The organism is Corynebacterium sp. KPL1995 (assembly GCF_000477935.1).
GTDB lineage: Bacteria > Actinomycetota > Actinomycetes > Mycobacteriales > Mycobacteriaceae > Corynebacterium > Corynebacterium pseudodiphtheriticum.
On record NZ_KI515715.1, the window covers coordinates 102,139 to 117,701 of the forward strand.

General features: G+C 55.0%; 14 protein-coding genes. 1 reads left to right on the forward strand and 13 read right to left on the reverse strand.

Annotated features, from left to right (window positions below):
- Positions 1-3: 3 nt before the first annotated feature.
- The 13 genes from HMPREF1292_RS00425 to HMPREF1292_RS00485 all read right to left on the reverse strand — a co-directional run bounded on the left by HMPREF1292_RS00425 (position 4) and on the right by HMPREF1292_RS00485 (position 14,292).
- Positions 4-852 carry a helix-hairpin-helix domain-containing protein gene (locus tag HMPREF1292_RS00425; RefSeq protein WP_023018274.1) on the reverse strand — a complete coding sequence of 283 codons (849 nt, stop codon included), beginning with the start codon at positions 850-852 and terminating at the stop codon, positions 4-6.
- Between the two features lie 167 nt (positions 853-1,019).
- Complete coding sequence (locus HMPREF1292_RS00430) at positions 1,020-1,829, reverse strand: DegV family protein (RefSeq protein ID WP_023018275.1); 810 nt, start codon at positions 1,827-1,829, stop codon at positions 1,020-1,022.
- The gene (locus tag HMPREF1292_RS00435; RefSeq protein WP_021353618.1) at positions 1,830-2,507 is read right to left on the reverse strand and encodes a histidine phosphatase family protein; all 678 of its coding nucleotides are present in this window, start codon (positions 2,505-2,507) and stop codon (positions 1,830-1,832) included.
- Positions 2,504-2,962: a ribosome silencing factor gene (gene rsfS, locus HMPREF1292_RS00440; RefSeq protein WP_021353617.1), complete on the reverse strand. Its 459-nt coding sequence runs from the start codon at positions 2,960-2,962 to the stop codon at positions 2,504-2,506. The genes HMPREF1292_RS00435 and rsfS overlap by 4 nt, the downstream gene beginning before the upstream one ends.
- Before the next feature lie 197 nt (positions 2,963-3,159).
- Entirely contained in the window at positions 3,160-3,804 is a 645-nt protein-coding gene (nadD, locus tag HMPREF1292_RS00445) for a nicotinate-nucleotide adenylyltransferase (RefSeq protein WP_021353616.1), read from the reverse strand.
- Positions 3,797-4,426: a hypothetical protein gene (locus HMPREF1292_RS00450; protein ID WP_021353615.1), complete on the reverse strand. Its 630-nt coding sequence runs from the start codon at positions 4,424-4,426 to the stop codon at positions 3,797-3,799. The genes nadD and HMPREF1292_RS00450 overlap by 8 nt, the downstream gene beginning before the upstream one ends.
- Before the next feature lie 53 nt (positions 4,427-4,479).
- Complete coding sequence (locus HMPREF1292_RS00455; RefSeq protein WP_021353614.1) at positions 4,480-5,781, reverse strand: glutamate-5-semialdehyde dehydrogenase; 1,302 nt, start codon at positions 5,779-5,781, stop codon at positions 4,480-4,482.
- Positions 5,782-5,876: 95 nt separating this feature from the next.
- Positions 5,877-6,785 (reverse strand): D-isomer specific 2-hydroxyacid dehydrogenase family protein, encoded by a 909-nt coding sequence (locus HMPREF1292_RS00460; protein ID WP_034644925.1) that lies wholly within the window; start codon positions 6,783-6,785, stop codon positions 5,877-5,879.
- 74 nt (positions 6,786-6,859) lie between these two features.
- Positions 6,860-8,098 carry a glutamate 5-kinase gene (gene proB / locus HMPREF1292_RS00465; RefSeq protein WP_021353612.1) on the reverse strand — a complete coding sequence of 413 codons (1,239 nt, stop codon included), beginning with the start codon at positions 8,096-8,098 and terminating at the stop codon, positions 6,860-6,862.
- 56 nt (positions 8,099-8,154) lie between these two features.
- Entirely contained in the window at positions 8,155-9,684 is a 1,530-nt protein-coding gene (obgE, locus tag HMPREF1292_RS00470; RefSeq protein WP_023018277.1) for a GTPase ObgE, read from the reverse strand.
- 131 nt (positions 9,685-9,815) lie between these two features.
- Complete coding sequence (gene rpmA / locus HMPREF1292_RS00475; protein ID WP_023018278.1) at positions 9,816-10,094, reverse strand: 50S ribosomal protein L27; 279 nt, start codon at positions 10,092-10,094, stop codon at positions 9,816-9,818.
- Between the two features lie 20 nt (positions 10,095-10,114).
- Entirely contained in the window at positions 10,115-10,420 is a 306-nt protein-coding gene (gene rplU, locus HMPREF1292_RS00480; protein ID WP_021353609.1) for a 50S ribosomal protein L21, read from the reverse strand.
- Between the two features lie 242 nt (positions 10,421-10,662).
- Positions 10,663-14,292, reverse strand: a complete 3,630-nt coding sequence (locus HMPREF1292_RS00485) for a translation initiation factor IF-2 N-terminal domain-containing protein (protein ID WP_023018279.1) — start codon at positions 14,290-14,292, stop codon at positions 10,663-10,665.
- A 297-nt stretch (positions 14,293-14,589) separates the two neighbouring features.
- On the opposite strand from HMPREF1292_RS00485, the gene HMPREF1292_RS00490 reads away from it, so the two are divergent.
- Positions 14,590-15,315 (forward strand): hypothetical protein, encoded by a 726-nt coding sequence (locus HMPREF1292_RS00490; RefSeq protein WP_023018280.1) that lies wholly within the window; start codon positions 14,590-14,592, stop codon positions 15,313-15,315.
- Positions 15,316-15,563 lie beyond the last annotated feature (248 nt).

The following is a 15,563-nucleotide window of genomic DNA, read 5'->3' on the forward strand; positions in this document are numbered from 1 at the left end:
GGTTTATACCGTTACTTCATCTTTTAGCCGGGAAAACTTCGCCGGACCAATCCCGGGCACCTCTAAAAGCTGATCTACAGCAGCAAAGCCACCATTCGCATCCCGAAACTCTATGATCGCAGCAGCTGTAGCTTCGCCTACGCCATGTAACGACGTCAGCTCAGCAGCCGAGGCAGTATTCAATGGAATCGGACCAGTATTTGCACCTGGCCCTGTACCGGTGCTGCCGTTTCCTCCGCTGCTCTCGCTGTTCGGTGCAGCAGCTAAAGGAACAGGATCATTCGGACCAAGCACTACTAACTGTTGGCCATCACTGAGTCGTTCTGCATGATTGATGCGAACCAAATCTGCTTCCGGCAACACACCCGCCACCGCCAGCGCGTCAGCGGCACGGGAACCTTCGGGAAGGGTCATTATTCCCGGGTTATGCACTAACCCCACTACCGAGACCACGATCTCTTCAACTCCGTGGGGACCCGCGGTGCCATCACCGGAAGTCTTGGCGCCTGCTGAGGCTTCCCCAGTTGTATCGTTCCTTGCAGTGGCATCACCCGCTGCTCCAGATCCTGCAGTGCCATCCCCTGCAGAATTCCCACCGGAGGCTGCAGCAGACCCTGCTGCCAGCGCAGCGAAATCCAGCTGCTCCGAATCCGACTTCCCCGAACCTAGTCCATCCGAGCTCAACGCCCACCACAGCACGCAGCCAATCAGCGCAAACACTGCCGCGGCAATCGCTGCGGTTTGCGACAAAGAAAACCGTGGTTTGGGATAATCCACCGCCATGAGGTCTTCTTCTCCAGTCGGGCGGGTTAATTCCGCAATACGTTCTTTTAAGCGTGCTGTTGGGCTCATGGCCGCGATACTAAAAGTACAAAAGAAGAAAAAGAATACGGCCGCCAACAAGCCTGTGAAAAATTACCTGACAGGTCAACACGCTGCAGCGTTCTGTGGATAACTAACACACAAACAACGCTATTCCTATAAAACCGTGCTAGTAAAAGCGAGCTAATAAAAACAGGCTAATCTGCCACGGTAAAAACAGCAGAAACCCCGATCGCGCCGGTGCCGACATGCACTCGCAACACTTCACTCATCTCCATGACCATCACCGAAGAACCAGGAGCTAAGGCGTCGACAAGCAAGTCATATAACGTCTCTGCTGCCTCTTCTGCCTCGCTATGCTGCACCGCGATAAACGCCGGCTCGCCAGCAGCCTGCTGAGAAATCAGCTCGACCAACTTGTTAAAGGCTTTGGTTTGGGTGCGGGTTTTCCCAACCAACTCCAACTTGCCTTCCTTAAACTGCATAATCGGCTTCGTCGCCAACAATGCGGTCGACAACATTGCCGTTGTCGTCGACAAACGACCTGAACGGCGCAGATCATCAATCCGGTGCAAATACACCCAAGTAGCAGAACGCGACAGGACCCCCAACGCAGCGTCATGACATTCATCGAGGTCAGCGCCCTGTTGTGCAAGTTTCGCGGCCGTCATCACTGCCGCGCCCATTGCCATCGCGATCGCCGGTGAATCGATAAGGCGAATCTCATCATCGTCGAAAAGCCCCACTGCCGTCTGCGCAGAGTTCCACGTCGCAGACAACTCTTTTGGCAAATGCATCACCAGCACGCCGTCCCCCCGGCTGCGCTCCACCAACCGACCATAAGTTGCCGCCAACTCCAATGACGACAACCCCGCTGTGGAACGCTCTACCGAACCATCCTTGGCAGTTTTCTCCATCACGTGCAGATCCAACACAGTGATGCCAAGTTCTGCGATAACGTCCTCGCTCAAACTAGCTGAGGAATCCGTAACCACCTGAACCGCCATTTAGTCCCCTCGACCCATATTCCAGCCTTCAAGAAACCACCGGGCACTACGCGCATCAGCCGTAGTCGAAAACCGCGGACTAGACTTCGCAGCATCCGAGTGCAATCCCGGGCGCGCGACCAGCTTGGCCCAATGTGTATTCTTCAGGCTCGTCAGCATGGGGAACTGCTCCACTTGCAAATCCAATAAAGCACAAGCCAACGCGGAAATCGCGCCATTGTGAGCAACCAACAACACCCCACCGTCGTCCCAGTCGGAATACTCTTCCATCAGCTCGTCGACAACCGGACGGATACGCTTGGACACATCCACGCGAGATTCACCTCCCGGTGGAGTCCAGCGAGCATCATTGCGCCATTGCGCACGCGCTCCCGGATACTGCTCGTCAACCTCGGTACGAGCCAGACCTTGCCAGTCACCCAAATGAGTCTCGCGCAAGCGTTTATCGGTAGTGACTTCCAGCCCCAAACGATCAGCAATATGACCGGCAGTGGTGGCCGCACGGCTTAAATCTGAAGCAACGATACGCGTGATGCGGACGTCGGCAAGCGACTCCGCTGCCTGGCGTGCCTGGGCATGCCCGCGTTCAGAAAGCTCGGTGTCCAACTGGCCCTGCATCCGCCCGCTGGCGTTGTAGGTCGTCTCACCATGGCGGACGAGATACAGAGAGCGGGTCATGAGCGCTCCTCGCCCACCACCGGAATATCATCGATAGCCTGGGCAGAACGCACCTGCGCACCGTCGAACTCAGAATAAGTACCCGGACGTGAATATTCCACGCCATCGACTTCTACCAGTGGGCAATCGCCATACAAGCGGTCCAGGCCATAAAAATCGCGTTCATCATTGTGCTGGACGTGCACGACAATATCGCCATAATCCAGCAACACCCAGCGATAATCACGCTGGCCTTCCCGACGCAACGGCTTCCGGCCAGCGTCTTTCAGGTCTTCTTCAATCTCGTCGACGACAGCCTTAACCGCGCGCTCCGTATCCGCCGAAGCAATAATGAACACCTCGGTAATGCCCAGGACATCAGAAACGTCCATGGCAACGATATTGGCCGCAGATTTCTCATCAGCGGCGCGAACGGCCACACTCGTGAGTTCGCGAGCGGTATCAGTAGCGGTCAATGCGCACCTTCCTCTTTCTGGCAATAATTTCTTCTGACAGTAGTTAGCTCTGGCAGTAGCTTGTTCTGGCAGTAGCTTGTTTTGGGAATAACTTGTTTTTGACAGCGCACAGCTTCGTGGACTGTGCAGTGAGCGCCAAAGTTGGTCAAGCCCATGAATGGTCTAGTCACAGTTTCGCACGAACTAGCCGGTTTGGGCTAGTTTTCCGCATATAAATTGTTCTTCGAGATATACTGCACCACCCCATCCGGAACCAAATACCACACCGGGCGGCCCTGTCCAGCGCGCTCGCGGATATCGGTAGACGAGATCGCAAGCGCCGGTACATCCACCAAATCTATGCGACGCTCATGAATATCCGGCAGCATCGCCTCAGACAACTCGTAGCCCGGGCGGGTTACCGCCACAAAACGCGCCATCTCGAACATCTCCTCCCACTTATGCCACGACACGATATTCGCCATGGCATCAGCACCCGTGATAAAAAACAGCTCGGCTTCCGGGTATTTTTCCCGCAAATCCCGCAGCGTATCGACGGTATAGGTAGCGCCAACACGGTCAATATCGACGCGGCTCACCCCAAAGCGCGGATTCGACGCAGTAGCAATCACCGTCATCAAATACCGCGCCTCTGCCGGGGTGACTTGCTTATCTGCTTTTTGCCAGGGCTGACCAGTAGGCACGAACAAGACGGTGTCCAAACAAAACTGGTCCGCCACCTCACTTGCAGCAACCAAGTGACCGTTGTGGATCGGATCAAAAGTACCGCCCATTACGCCAATGCGCTGACGGGAACCGGGCATGCTAGCACGACAAACACCGCGATTATGAGGTTTAGCCATGCACAATCCATTCTGCTAATTCATCGACCACGAGGCCATCGTTCGGATAATCAATGAGGAAATAATCACCGTGAATACCAGCTTCATCCCGCAAGGCAGCTACTGCAGAGTGCGGGGTGAGATCACAGGCGAAATCATCAGTCATACAGTAATTAATGCGCCGCACCGAAGCTAATTCCGGGCGTAACAACGGCGGCACCACTGCCGAACCAGCAATGAGCCCGTTACCAACCCGTGGACTGCCCACGATAGAAGGATCCTCAGCGCCTAATTGCGGATTTCCAATATAAACCGCCCCGCGTAATTGGTTTTTCTGGTGCAAATATTTTTCCAGGTGGCTGAGCACAATCGAACCTTGCGAATAACCAAACACAATATAATCCGGGTGGCAGCCTGTGGAATCCTCAAGCTCTTCCACGAAACCAGGTGCCTCGTCGATACCTGACCGCAAGCTCCCAACCACACCAGAAATTGCTTCATGCGCGATTACGCGCGGCGGGGTTTCCCGCAAAATTTCTCCAAGACTGGCGGAAAACTCGAACGCATTCGGATCACTACCGCGCTCAGCGAGCCCCGTGCAGCAGTAATCGCCAGCCTTGTTGCAGCACGGACTCGCAAGCATGAGGCAGTCATACCGGGAATTATTCCAGCTCACATAATCAAATGCGAGCTGACTTATGGGCGGGTGTGACCAGTGCCCTGCAAAATCCACTTGCTAGAGGTCAGCTCCGGCAAAGCCATGGGGCCGCGAGCGTGCAGTTTCTGGGTGGAAATGCCAATCTCTGCACCCATGCCGTAAACCTCACCATCGGTGAAGGCAGTGGATGCATTCAGCATCACTGCAGCGGCATCGACCTCATTGGCGAACTTCTGCAAAATATCTGCATCTTGCGCGGCAATACCTTCGGTATGTCCGGTGCTCCACTTCTGAATGTGCGCGATAGCACCATCGACACCACCGACAACCTTGGCGTTAATATCCATGGACAGGGATTCTTCTGCCCAATCTTCCTCAGTAGCTTGCACCGCGTTTTCCACACCGAAAGCGGAGAGCTCTTCTACATCACCATGAATAGTTACCGCAGCATCCTGTAGTGCGCGTACAACCTGTAGCTTGTCTTCATCGCTCAATGCGGAATCCAGCAGTACAGTCTCGGTGGAGTTACACACCGAGGTACGACGGGTCTTTCCGTTAACCACCATCGCGATGCCCTTGTCAAGATCTGCCGATTTATCAATATAAAAATGGCAGTTCCCAGTACCGGTTTCGATGGTCGGTACAGTAGCACCCAACACAACCGCGTTAATCAGGCCAGCACCACCACGTGGAATAACGAGATCCACAAGGCCACGAGCAGTAATCAGATCCTGCACGGAGTCACGGGTCTCACAAGGCAAAAGCTGCACGGCTTCACGTGGGTGACCCAATTTTTCCAGAGTGTCCTGCAAAAGTTCCACCAACTGCTTGTTGGACTCACGAGCGGACTTCGAACCGCGCAACAACGGCACATTACCTGACTTAATAGCCAGGCCAAATGCATCCACAGTGACGTTAGGACGAGCCTCATAGACCATGCCCATAACACCAAGCGGGACACGCACCTGCTTCATCTCAATGCCGTTGTCCATGGTGGAACCTTGCAGAATCTCGCCTACCGGATCCTGCAAGCCAGCGACCAGACGCAAGCCATTAGCGATACCCGCGATGCGCTCTTCATCCAAACGCAAGCGATCTAACAGCTGATCACTCAGGCCAGCTTCTTTACCATTGACGATATCGCGCTCATTAGCGCCAAGAATAATAGAAGTGTTATCCAGCAAATGCTGGGCCGCAGTTTCCAAAATTTCATTCTTCTGCGGAGTTGAAAGTTGGGCAATCACCGGGGCCACGTCCTTAGCGGCACGGGCCTTGGTGAGAACCTCTTCGCGCTCCTGGGCGCGTTCGGGCGACAAGTTTTCTGTAGCTTTGTCAGTCATGTCGCCCAGTATACGTATTTAACAGCCTGCTTCCAGGCTTAAATAAAACGGCTGTCCGGTTTAGTCGGCCGCTCAAATTATGAAGGCTGCTGAAATTAGTAGCCTGCTGCAACATCAACTTCCGTCGGCATCTTCTCGCCAGCCGCGAAAGCTTCCATATTTTTCAGCATGTGCGCGCCGATGCGCTTACGCACCGAATACAGCGGGTTCGCCAAATGTGGAGTGATGACGCATTCCGGCATCTTCCACAACGGGTGCCCATCCGGCAATGGTTCAGGTTCAGTGACATCCAAACCAGCACCAGCGATGACACCATCACGGAGCGCGTCGACAAGATCATCGGTGTTGACCAAAGGTCCACGACCCACATTCACGACGACGGCGCTATCTTTCATCTTCGCAAAAGCATTGGCATCCACAATATGGTGGGTTTCCTCGGTCAACGGCATCAGCAGCACAAAGTAGTCCGCGCGCGGCCACACCGAATCCAACTCAGTGCTTGGCACAGTCTCATCCGCACCTTCAACGGGGTTACCGGAGCGATTAACCGCAATAATCTCCGGGCCAAAGCCAGAGAGCATGTTAATTAATTCCGCGCCAATTCCACCCGCACCGATAATGGCAACGGTAGAATCTTCGCACAAAAATCGCGTCTTAGCTTCTAGCTCCTCCTGCAACCAAGTTTCCGCCTGCGTGGACGCTTTGTGTGCATGCAGTTGCGCCAAAAGAAGCGCAATCGCAGACTCTGCCACGGTCTTGTCGTACAGGCCGGCAGCATTTGCCCACCGGGCCGACGACGCCTTCATCTGGTCGACGAAAGCATCCACGCCGGCCAGGTGCAGCTGCACGAAACCAAGGGATTCTGGAATCTCCGGCAGCTCATCCGGCTTACCGTTAAACAACATGCAGTCCGCGTCGTCGATGTCGTCGACAAGCGTGTGGCCGGCGTCTTCTAGGGTCTTTTGTACTTTATCCCAGCTGTGCGGGTACATAAGAAACTTCATGGCCCCCAGGTTACCGGGATTTTCGGCGAAGCAACCAATCCTAGCTTCTTCGCCACAACTTCAAGACACCAGTTTTACAGACGCGAAGCGTAGTTCGAGAGGTAGTCAGCATGCACAACCGGACGTTGCATTTCCTCCGGCATGTCTTCGGTCTTCTTACCCATGATCGACTTCAACGCCGACGACGAGTAGTTGACCTCGCCACGGCCGACGACCTCAGAATTCGGTCCAACGATATCCACAATTTCACCGGCACGGAATTCACCATCAACATCGGTGATACCGACTGCCAGCAGCGAATTACCGCCACGAGTAACTGCCTTGAGCGCACCTTCGTCCAAACGCAAAGTTCCACCGGAATCGGCAGAATAGAGTGCCCAGAATTTCCAAGCGGACAAACGGCGTTCTTCACGAGTGTGGAATACGGTACCAACTCGGGCATCTTCCAACGCCGGGCCAATATTATCCGCCGACGTGAGCAGCACCGGCACGCCGCCGCGCGCTGCCAGGCGAGCTGCCGATACTTTCGAGGCCATTCCGCCAGTACCAACCTTGCCGCCGTCACCAGCGGCAACGCCTTTCAGGTCTTTACCAGTGACAACTTCGTCGACGAAGTTAGCATCTGGCTCCGCCGGATTCTTGTCGTACAAGCCATCGACGTCGGAAAGCAAAAATAGCGCATCCGCGCCAGTCAAGTGGGCCACGATTGCCGATAGGCGGTCGTTATCACCAAAACGCATTTCGGAGGTCGCCACCGTGTCGTTTTCATTCACGATCGGTACCGCACGCAAAATACGCAAACGATCGATAGTACGCTGCGCGTTCCGGGTGCGGTCGCGTCGGCCAGCATCCGAGGCAGTCAACAAAACCTGCCCGCACGTACGGTTGTAGCGGGCGAAAGAGCGCGACCACTCATAAGCCAAATGCACCTGGCCAACCGCAGCAGCTGCCTGCTTGGTGGCAAGATCCTGTGGGCGTTCCGTCAAGCCCAGCGGCTTCATGCCAGCGGCGACAGCTCCCGAAGAGACCACAATAACGTCGGAGACTTCCATACGCGCCTGCAACGCATCAACAATGTGATCGATCTTTTCCGGGGAGACGGAAAAATCATCCGTCAGCGAGGAAGAACCGATCTTGACGACGACGCGCTTGGCTTTCGTAATCTGCTCACGCAAAGCAGATTCGTGGCCCATGGCCAAGCTATCTTGTGCTTCTTCCGGCGGATCCGGGAACTTCGCTTCCGGCGAATTATCCTGGTACGGATCCAACGGGAGGTGGGCATGAATGTCACGGTCATGGGCGTTGTGAGGCATACTGCTTAGTCTACAAAAATCCGCGCGCGATCTCACCCATCACACGATCTGAATGTTTAACCCTGCCAACGCTCGCGATCTGATTGTTCTTCGTCGACGTCTCCATAAACCAGTTCGTCGATCAGGCCGCGTCGCGCCTGCGAAGCACGCTTACGCTCTGCCGCGGTAGCACGATCCGTGGTTTCCAATCGAGCATCACGTCCACGACCAGCCAAAGTTGGATCGCCGCCGATCATCGGTTCCCACTCGAAAGTGATCTCGCCGATGGTCACCGGGCAGCCTTCCACCGCGCCTCTGCGGAAAAGCTCTTGTTCCACACCGGCGCGAGCTAAACGGTCAGACAAATAACCAATCGCTTCGTCGTTTTCGAAGTCCGTCTGGGAAATCCAACGCTCAATCTTCTTGCCTTCGACGATGAAGCCACCTTCCACCTGTGGGTCTTCGCGCACTGTGAAATCAGCATGATGGCCGCCCTGTTTCGCACCACGCCCCATAACAGCCTGCGGGCGGATAACTTCTGGCGCCGGTTTTTCTTCTCCAACTGGGCGCTCTGCCCGGTCTGCATCCACAATTTCTGCGAGTTTATAGCGCAATGCATCCAAGCCCTGCCGCGCGACAGCTGAGATGATGAACACCGGCCAACCAAACTGGTCTTCCAGGTCCTCTTTGACAAATTCTGCCAACTCACGGGCTTCTGGCACATCGGCTTTATTAAGCACAATCACTCGTGGGCGTTGCATGATATCGCCCAAACCTGTGTCTTCTTCCAAAGCATCTTGATATTGCGCTAGTTCATGTTCCAAGGCTTCAATATCCGATACCGGATCACGACCTGGCTCAATAGAAGCCGTATCGACGATATGGGCTAGTACGGCGGTACGCTCAATGTGGCGCAAAAACTCCAGGCCCAGGCCTTTGCCCTGGGAAGCACCGGGAATTAGGCCGGGCACATCAGCGATAGTAAATACACTGTCACCAGCAGTAACCACCCCTAGGTTCGGGCTCAAAGTGGTGAATGGATAATCACCAATTTTCGGCTTTGCTGCAGACAGAACGGAAATCAGAGACGATTTACCGGCCGACGGGAAACCTACCAGCCCTACGTCGGCAACCGATTTCATTTCTAAAATCAGATCATGTTCCTCCCCGGGCTCGCCTTTCAGCGCGAAACCGGGCGCTTTCCGGGAGGCATTAGCAAGAGCCGCGTTACCCAGGCCGCCATATCCACCTTCCGCAGCCATGAACCGGGTGCCAATTGTGGTCAAGTCCGCCAGCATCTCGCCTTTCGCATTGCGCACGACCGTGCCCACGGGCACCTCCAAGACTAAGTCTTGGCCACGCTTACCCTGGCGATGATCTCCTTCACCGTTGCCGCCGCGTTCTGCCTTGATGTGCGGTCGGAAATGGAAATCTAACAGTGTGTGCACCTGGTTGGAGACTTCCAGGATAATGTCGCCACCATGGCCGCCATTACCGCCGTCGGGGCCACCGAGAGGTTTAAATTTTTCGCGGTGCACCGAGGCACAGCCGTGCCCGCCGTCGCCTGCAGATAGGTGCAGGGTTACTCGATCGATAAAACGAGACATGGCGCGGGCCCTTTCTAGAAAAATGTTGGCGGTGCGTTAGACCATTATTTAAGCAAAAAACGCGCAGCCCCACATTCAGGTGGGAACTGCGCGTTGGAACCGTGTCGGTTCCGACGAGAAGCTCAGGCTATTTATGCGCTGGCTTCTGCGGCTACTTCTTGTGCCGGAACGATGTTGACGACCCGACGTCCGCGCTTAACACCGAAGCTGACGGATCCAGCTTCGAGAGCGAACAAGGTATCGTCGCCACCACGGCCGACGTTCTCACCTGGGTGGAACTTGGTGCCACGCTGGCGAACGATGATCTCACCAGCGTTGACTTTCTGGCCGCCGAATCGCTTAACGCCGAGACGCTTGGCCTCGGAATCGCGACCGTTCGAGGTGGACGATGCGCCCTTCTTGTGTGCCATTGTGCTATCCCCTTAGTGCTTTACTTAATTCCGGTGATCTTGACGACGGTCAGTGGCTGACGATGGCCCTGACGACGCTTGTAACCAGTTTTGTTCTTGTACTTCAGGATCCGGATTTTTGGACCCTTGGTCTGTTCTACGATTTCAGCGTTGACAGATACACCGCTGAGCTCATCAGCCTTGGTCTTGACGGTTGCGCCATCGGCGAGCAGAACCGGGGTAAGAGCCACGGCATCGCCTGGCTCGCCCTCAAGCTTCTCAACCTTGACGAGGTCACCTTCAGCAACCTTGTACTGCTTTCCGCCGGTCTTGACGATCGCGTACATGGAGGGTTACCCCTTATCTATACTCGACTCGGAACATACCCACCGCACACTGCCAAACAGCCGCGGTGCGTAAGCCCCAAGATGGACTTTAATTACTTAAGCGTTACTTGCCACGCTATCCATGTGCCAACTAGATAGCCACCTAGATACGGCTATCTAGCAGCTGTCTGGATAATGATGCGCAGGCTCATAACAGCGACTGTCCAAGACTACCGTGCACACACCCAAAAAGACAAACCCAACTATTTCTTTATTGGGCGTCGCACAACCCGACGCCGCCGTGTGCTTTTGCACACAGCCGCGTCTTTAGCACTGCGTTGATGTTTCTCACCACCGGTGCGGTGCGTGCTATCACTCGCGTCGCCAGCCTGCTGCTGCGTCGCTGTCGCCTGCGAGTCATCGCCTGATTGGGAAGCCACCGCAGAAATCCGCCGCACTACTCGACGACGCTTCATAGACTTACGCACTGCCTCCTCAGCAGCCCCTACAGCCCCTGCAGCCCCTGCTGTTTCTGTAGCCTGTGCAACTGTGTCCTCGTGCTCCTTGCGGTTCGTGAGGATTCTCTTGGTCGGCGCTGTCTGATTGCTTCCCTGGGTGTCATCCCACCGGAAATCCGCCCTGCGCGGACGGTGATCAGAACGGGAATTACCACGAGTACGACGGCGGCGGCGCGGACTGGACTCAAACTCTGCAACCGCTTTCTCGTAGGCGTTCTTATCACCTACAGGTTGCGTGTCTCCGACGTTTTGCTTCTCAGCGCCGTTCTTTGCCTCAGCGCTGTTTTTTGCCTCAGTGTCGATTTGTTTCTCAGCGACGTTACGTGTCTTAGCGCCATCTTGTGCGGCAACCGAAGCTTGCGACACAACATCATGAGCACGCTTGTTCCTACGATTCTTGCCACGCTTAGCACGGCCAGATTTCGCCGAGCCAGTTGTTGGCTCATCCGAACGATCCGAAGTTCGAGCCTTTGGCTGTTGCTTGCCAATCACGCTAGCCGCCAAATTTTCAAATTCTGCGGCTGCAGCACGCTCTCGTTCGCGTTTGCTCTTCGGGCTCTCGTCCTCATGCACGTCTATTGAAGTCGACGCAGTCACGTCCTCATCATCAGCCGCATCCGCATCATCACTTGCGCTAGCACCATCCGCGCTAGCGTCAGAGCCTGCCAACAGTACACGATCACGACCATAGCCATTGTCTGGCTCATGATCGTGCGCCTGTGCCGCAATTTCGGCCTGTTTCATGGCATCAACAGGATCACTGTTGATCAGCACTCCCCTGCCCGAACACGTCGGGCAGTCCGCCGCATAAGCTTCCAATAAGCCGGTACCAATACGCTTTCGGGTAAGCTGCACCAAACCTAAGCTGGTGACTTCCGAAACTTGATGACGGCTACGATCCGAAGTCAAACGCTCTTTCAACCGACGCAACACCAGATCCTGGTTTTCTTCCAAGATCATGTCAATGAAGTCAATGACAATCATGCCACCCAAATCTCGCAAACGGATCTGGCGCACAATTTCGTCTACAGCTTCCAAGTTATTGCGCGTGACAGTCTCCTCCAGGTTACCGCCCTTGCGCTTACCAGTGAATTTCCCGGTATTAACGTCAATAACGATCATCGCTTCCGTCCGGTCGATGACCAACGAACCACCGGATGGCAACGGCACATTACGCGACAAGGCCACTTGGATCTGTTCATCAATGTGATACGCAGTAAAGGAATCCTGGTCGTTGAAAGCCTTTGGGTCGTGCTTTGTAATTCGCTTCAACAAATCCGGAGCCACGGACTTCACATAGGAGTAAATGACTTCATAGGCCCGATCACCGTCGACAATGAGCTCAGTGTAGTCCTCGTTAAACAGATCGCGAACCACCTTGACCAGCATATCTGGTTCTTCGAAGAGAGTTACTGGCTCGGTTGATGCAGACTGCATCTCATCTTCCATGCGCTGCTTAATATGCAGCCACTGGTTGTGCATGCGGTCCACATCAGCAGCAATGGCACGCTCCGGCACGCCTTCGGCAGCCGTGCGGATGATCGTGCCACCATCTTCCGGTACGACGCGCTCCAACATGTCTTTCAAGCGTTTCCGCTCTTCCGCCGGAAGTTTCCGTGAAATCCCAGCATTACGCCCGCCTGGCACATACACCAGGTACCGGCCAGAAAACGAGATATGCGCGGTCAGACGCGCGCCCTTATGGCCCAACGGGTCTTTCATGACCTGCACCAACACTTGGTCGCCAGGCTTCAAGGCCGCTTCAATACGACGCTGGTGTCCGCTGAGGCCGCGTGCTTTCCAATCAACTTCCCCGGCATAAAGGACTGCATTGCGTCCCTGCCCAATATCGATGAACGCTGCTTCCATGTTGCGTAACACGTTTTCGACGCGACCCAGGTAGATATTTCCGATCATGGAGCCTTGGTTTTCCGCATTGACAAAATGCTCGACCAACACGTCGTCTTCGAGCAGACCGAGTTGAGTAACCGTACCTGGCCCGTCCATGCGTGGACGCTCGCAGACAACCATTTTGCGCGTGATCGCTGCTCGACGCTCTTGGAATTCACTTTCGGAAACTATGCGTTCTGTCTTGCGGCTTTCTTCCCGCAGCTCGTTGCGACGACGGCGCTGTGCTTCCAGACGGTCGGAGCCGCGCAAACCACGTGGCTCGTCAATCTTTTCGACGGTGTGCTTGTTGTCCGCAGCTTTGTCTTTATTTTTGGCATCACCGGTGTTTTTCGCGTCACCAGAATTTTTTGCGTCGCCGGAATTTTTTGTGCTGGCAACTGCTTCTTCGACACTGCCCTGTGAACCTTCGTTCGAGGACTCCTGGGCACTCTCATCAAAACCGCCGTCTTTCTGGGAAGCGACGTTGCTTCCAGCAACATGGCGATTATCATCACCCTGATCAGCGTCAGCAGTCTGCACCGATTGCGCGCTACCACGCCCACGCGATCCGCCACGGCGACCACGGCGGCGTCGACCGCGGGAATTAGTGCTGCTCCCACCGCGATTATTCGTGGAGTTGTCGTTACGCACCGCGTCATCACCCGTTAGGCCATCACCCGTTAGATCATCGTTGCCCGCTAAGTCATCTCCCACCAGATCATCGGAAGCGACTGAGTTGGATGAATGAGCCGTCGCATCGCTTGCTGCGGTCCGCGCACCATTTCTCCTTACACCGCGCGAGGTTTTTCCAGCACGGTTACGTCCCCGGTTATCGCCGTTTTCTTCAGGTGCGCCAGTTGCATCCTCGGCTTCTTCCGTAGCGGCGATGATGTCGTCAATCTCAGATTCGGCAACGTCCGGACCGACATCCGGTGCACGGAATACTGGAACGTAGGCATTCATCCTCGGTTCTGCTGGGGCGGGCACATTCGGGGCTGGCTCAGGCTCATCAGCTACCGAAATGTTTGGCAGATCCGCAGCAACTTTTTGCACGATCTGGTTAATTTCATTTTCCACGTTTTTGCGCACCCGGTGGCGCAATTTCTCTTCCGCTTCGTGGTCTAGCGTCGAATCTGTTTGCTTTGGTTGCTTTGGTTGCTGTGCTTTCTTGCCATGCGTTTTTTCGCTCTTATCGGCCGTTTTGCCTTCGGCTTCGCTCTGTTCAGCCTTGCCAGCTGTGCCCGAATCGGGATTGCCCGAATCGGCTTTGCCTTTGCTCGCGATATAATCCAGTACGGCAGTGACCTCGTCCGGTGCCACATTCGACTGGGCACGCTTAGAAATCTGCAAATCCGCTAAAACTCCAATGAGCTCCCGCGAACTCAACCCTAGATTTTTCGCCAACGTATACACGCGGGTCTTTTCCGGCCATGCCGCGCTTGTCAGCGTCGAAGCTTTTTCAATTGTCTCTTTGGTGAAATTCACCGTTATCTTTTCTCCTGAGCTCGTCTTAAACCCCGGGCGCAGCCACCTGGCCGCTGCCGCGCAGGGCATCGAAAATATTCAAATATAAAGCCCACACCGGGCTCGTCATACAAAAACTGTGTGCCGTAACGTTCTTCCAACCGCACTCGCGGGAACAACACAGTTGGCATTATGTCACAGAATTCTTGCCGACGGATAGCCGCAAAGCACAACTTCGCCCACAGTTTCCTCCCGCTAGCTGCGTGCCATCTGAACAATCGAACTCGGCAACTCGGCGATTTTGATTAAAATAAGGACATGCTCAGTAGAAAGGGTCACCACCGTTCGATAACTACACAACTGCTTTTCAACGCTGGCGCCGCCGTGCCCGCAGGGCTTGGTTATTCGTTGATACTGCACGAGCACTGGTTAGCAGCAGTACTCTGCTTCGCCTGTGCCATCGGATCCGGTGTCTGGCTGTTCCGTGATTACCTAGTCTCCGTTTCCACCGAGGAATACCGGGACACCGATTACACCCCGCAGCAAAAACTCATGCTGTACCTTCCGATAGTCCCGTGGAGTGTCATTCTGCCGCTGCCAATTGCCCAATTAGACGGCGTTCTTCATCCAGCTGCCTCCATTGCTGTGACGGCGGCGGTGGCGACCATCGGCTTTGCTTTCCAGATCCTCGGCACCAATATCGGTCCGCGTCGCGTCGGCAAGCGTCGAATCCAACAGGCACTGCGAAAAAGCAATATGGAAGAAATCACCAGTGAGCGACTCGAACTGGTCGCACGACATCCGAAGGTACTGCGGGGCCTGGCGGCCGTCGGAGCCGGGGATAATGTGTTCATCAACGTCACAGAATTTGCAGGCGCCATCCACCGGGACACCGATGAAGTGATCACTGAGCTGGAAACACTGCGGAAAGCGCACCTGGTCGAGGCGAAGAAAATTACCGTGCGCGAGCAGCCGCACAAGTGGCAATATAGCTTAACCCCCGCCGGTATTCGGTGCTTGCAGCACTACCGGCAGGGGCGTTAGCGAAGTTCGGTGTTACAGGGATTGCGGTTGCGCTCCCGCTAGCACGGGGTTTGTTAGCACGGAGGTGAGCAGCGCTCAGCGCCACCCTTGGCATAGACGCTGGCGGCAATCCCTAGCTACGGTCATGTGTCTTTTTTACAAATAGTGCTACGAAATCGCCGGTTTTGCGGCCACTATTTGCAAAATTCGCACATAAACTGCGCCAGGTTATATAAGTGCGCGGAACGAGCGCACCGAGTGGAGACAGA

Excerpts from the sequence above, each read along its gene's own strand:
- HMPREF1292_RS00425 (WP_023018274.1), bottom strand. The coding sequence starts at position 852 with ATGAGCCCAACAGCACGCTTAAAAGAACGTATTGCGGAATTAACCCGC.
- HMPREF1292_RS00430 (WP_023018275.1), bottom strand. The coding sequence starts at position 1,829 with ATGGCGGTTCAGGTGGTTACGGATTCCTCAGCTAGTTTGAGCGAGGAC.
- HMPREF1292_RS00435 (WP_021353618.1), bottom strand. The coding sequence starts at position 2,507 with ATGACCCGCTCTCTGTATCTCGTCCGCCATGGTGAGACGACCTACAAC.
- nadD (WP_021353616.1), bottom strand. The coding sequence starts at position 3,804 with ATGGCTAAACCTCATAATCGCGGTGTTTGTCGTGCTAGCATGCCCGGT.
- HMPREF1292_RS00450 (WP_021353615.1), bottom strand. The coding sequence starts at position 4,426 with ATGCTTGCGAGTCCGTGCTGCAACAAGGCTGGCGATTACTGCTGCACG.
- HMPREF1292_RS00455 (WP_021353614.1), bottom strand. The coding sequence starts at position 5,781 with ATGACTGACAAAGCTACAGAAAACTTGTCGCCCGAACGCGCCCAGGAG.
- HMPREF1292_RS00460 (WP_034644925.1), bottom strand. The coding sequence starts at position 6,785 with ATGAAGTTTCTTATGTACCCGCACAGCTGGGATAAAGTACAAAAGACC.
- proB (WP_021353612.1), bottom strand. The coding sequence starts at position 8,098 with ATGCCTCACAACGCCCATGACCGTGACATTCATGCCCACCTCCCGTTG.
- obgE (WP_023018277.1), bottom strand. The coding sequence starts at position 9,684 with ATGTCTCGTTTTATCGATCGAGTAACCCTGCACCTATCTGCAGGCGAC.
- rpmA (WP_023018278.1), bottom strand. The coding sequence starts at position 10,094 with ATGGCACACAAGAAGGGCGCATCGTCCACCTCGAACGGTCGCGATTCC.
- rplU (WP_021353609.1), bottom strand. The coding sequence starts at position 10,420 with ATGTACGCGATCGTCAAGACCGGCGGAAAGCAGTACAAGGTTGCTGAA.
- HMPREF1292_RS00490 (WP_023018280.1), top strand. The coding sequence starts at position 14,590 with ATGCTCAGTAGAAAGGGTCACCACCGTTCGATAACTACACAACTGCTT.